Genomic DNA, 3216 nt, shown 5'->3' on the forward strand with positions numbered 1-3216 from the left:
TGTTGGTCCAACGAGGAGTCTAAAGTTATTTTGAGAAGTTGGCAAGTGGCCTTTTTATTTACATAGATTCGAATTACCTACATAAATTAACTGCCAAACCTTACATTTTTAGAATGCCATAAACAGTTCCATTGGCTGAACTCCAGATTAGAAGTTATAATCAGGCTCTTCTGTTCATACCACTCAGTAATCAATTGAAACAGTAGCTCGGCACCTTCTTTGCTAAACGGGATATAGCCCATCTCATCCAGAATGATCAGGTCCACTTTCTTAAACTTATTTCGGAACTGCTGGAACTTTCCTTCCCTCCATGCCTTGGTCAAGGCATCCACCAGATCGGATACACGGTAGAAGCGGACTTCATATCCCTTTTGGCAGGCCGCCCGACCAAGCCCCGTTGCCAGGTGTGTTTTTCCGGTGCCAGGAGAGCCGGCCAGAATGACATTTTCACGCTTCTCAATAAAGTGCAGTGCGGATAGTTCCCTTGAATCCAACCGGGGAGGCAGGTGGATCTTTTCATTCCATTGGAATGATTCAAGTGTTTTCCTACTCAGGAAACGCGCTTTTTTAAGCAGACGCTCCACCTTCGCCTCTTCCCTCAACGCCAACTCTTTCCGGAGGACATCCGAAAGATACTGGGCCGGGTTTTCAAAGGGAATAGACTCGTAGATGTCCGCAACGTAAGCCAGCCGGAGTGTCTTGCACATCCTTTTTATCTCTGACTCCATCATGTTTCACTCCTTTCCCAATGAGCCGGTTGGAGCTGGTCATATTTCGTCCAATCTACCTCGTACGGGTGTCTATCCGGTTCGCCTGAACCATCCGCCTGCTCTTCAAGTAAGTCATAGAAATACTCATTGATCTCTGCCATTTCATTCGTGGCAAGCATCCGGGCCAGCCAACCCAAGCGTTGCTTCCGGATGGCCAGGTTGTCTATTTTGATATATTCATAGATGCGGCCGGGAAGATACGGGGAGTATCGCGAGTAGGTGACTACCCTAGGCTTTTGAAGCCAGGACTTCAAAATGGACTGCCAGGGAATCTTCCGCCCTTTATGCATATAAGGGCGATAATCCGTAAACAGAACTTCCCCATAAGGAGAAAGTACCTTGAATCTGTCCCAGTACTTTACTACGTGAAGCTGTCCAAAGTTATACCCTTTGGGAATATGTATTTTGGCCTGGTCGATGGTGATCTCCCCGTATTTATTCGCTTTCTCTGTCTCTTTCTTGAAAATGGGATACTCCTCATCTGGCAGGGCCAAAAGGAATGGAAACTCCTGATCCAGCAATTCTTGGATAAAGATTCCTTTCTCATAGTGAACCCGTTCACGGTCCTTTGTCAGACACTCTTTCAGAATCTCCCCCAAGTGTTCAAAACTCTGAATCACCGGTGCCGGTGTCACAAAATTATAACGGAGATACCCCACCTTGTTTTCCACATTCCCCTTTTCATGTCCGCTACGCGGATTACAGGCCTGCACTTCAAATCCGTAAAAGCCGGCAAACTGGAGGAACTCTTCTGTAAATGTTGCTTCCTCATTTTTTCCCCTGGGCCGAATTACTGCCGCCTTCAGGTTATCAATTCGGACCTTTCTGGGAACGCCGCCCAATTGGTGGAAGATTGTCTGTAGCCCATATAAAAAGCACTCCTGATTTTCACTGGGCAATGGCACGCAATAGGCTGCGTTGCTGTAAGGGAGAGTCAGGAGTAGGCAATGCACATCGATGACCTTCCCATCTTTTACTGCTTCTGTCATCCCAAAATCCACCTGTGCCTCAGCCGGCGGATGATGCAGCCGTTCCGCATTCTGATCCCTGTCCTCATCGCCCTTTTCCTTGCCTTCACGCCAATCTTTGATGAAGTAACAGACCGTGCGATAGGAACCGATGAACCCCATATTCTGAAGCTCCTCAAAGATTTTTTTGTTGGTCCTCCTTGACTTTCTCTTCAGCTTCTCATCTTCAGCCAACCAGTCAGAGACAATCTCCCCCCATGACTCTTCGTACATCATGCCGCTCTTCTTTTGAACATTTTCCTGGGGGACTTGGTCGTCATCTGCATATTTCTTGGCAGTCCTCCAGTTGATTCCCAAAGTTTTGGCTATTTTGTTGATAGAAAATGATTTCTGGTTCCTTAAAAGTTTGATACAATTGATTTCAGACATTGCCAGCATTCCTTTCGACCTCCACTGTGATTGATTCGACACCAACTACAGTAGAGAAGATTTGAATGGCTGGCAAGGTCTTTTTTCTTTTAAATAAAGTACAAAGTTATGTACGTTTATGTTTCATAACTCTGCACTTTTATTTTGCACTACACAATATTAATACATTTTAATTTTAAGTAGTAAAAAACGCTAAGCCTTGATATAACAAGGGTTGTTTTAATTCGTATTTCTTCCTATTGTATGGGCACATAAAAGAGCGTAAAAAATACGCTTGGTAATAGTTATTGTAGATAAATAGGTAATGAAAAGCTCCTTACCTATTGCTCATAAAAATGCTCATATTTTTGCTCATAGACTTTTTTTCTTCTGTTCTTCGCTATTTGAAAAGAACGGTAAAACCCGCATCAAATTAATGATTGTTTTAGTGTATTTTCTTCTATTTTATAACTAGATGAATGGGCGGCATGATGTAAGAGAAACTCTAAACCCCTGATGTATCAAGGGTTAGAGCGACTTTCATCAAACCGTGGTCATTTTATTGGTCATAAGCGCCAGTAATATCACTCTAAATATGGAGGCTTCTCATTAATTCCCTGAATTTTTGAGAGGCCTCTTTTTTATTTCTTTCGTAAATGAAGATAAACGTTTTAGTTGTGTTATTGTCAGTGTGCCGGAGAGAGTGGGGCGTTGTTAATAATATAAGCGGGCTATTTTAATATGATTTCAACAGTCGACAGCCTGTGACTCAAAAGCTGTTGAAACAGCTTTTGTTCCTTTTTCACCATAATTGTCTTTATCAGCAATAATCGGATGCTTTATTAATGAAATTACACAAGCATAAAATTTTCCGCTATTTTTATAACAGCACCTTCCATAAACACTTCCCTTTTTACAAAGACAACTGTCCATGTAGGATTTATTTGTAACCGTCAAGTAGAAATCAACAGTTTTTGAAATATAAGACTCAACAGCTTTCGTCAATTAAGATTCAACACTTTGTTTATCGAATAAAGCTTTTCTATATTTCATCCTGATACTGCCCTGTT

2 protein-coding genes are annotated in these 3216 nt (G+C 42.4%); both read right to left on the minus strand.

From position 1 onward, the window contains the following. Nucleotides 1–86: 86 nt before the first annotated feature. Nucleotides 87–731: an IS21-like element helper ATPase IstB gene (gene istB / locus ACFSCZ_RS17435; protein WP_380775736.1), complete on the minus strand. Its 645-nt coding sequence runs from the start codon at nt 729–731 to the stop codon at nt 87–89. Then, complete coding sequence (gene istA / locus ACFSCZ_RS17440; protein WP_380775738.1) at nt 728–2176, minus strand: IS21 family transposase; 1449 nt, start codon at nt 2174–2176, stop codon at nt 728–730. Before istA ends, istB begins: the two co-directional genes overlap by 4 nt. Between the last annotated feature and the right edge of the window lie 1040 nt (nt 2177–3216).

Origin of the sequence: Siminovitchia sediminis (assembly GCF_042680885.1) — a bacterium.
Taxonomy (GTDB): domain Bacteria; phylum Bacillota; class Bacilli; order Bacillales; family Bacillaceae_C; genus Siminovitchia; species Siminovitchia sediminis.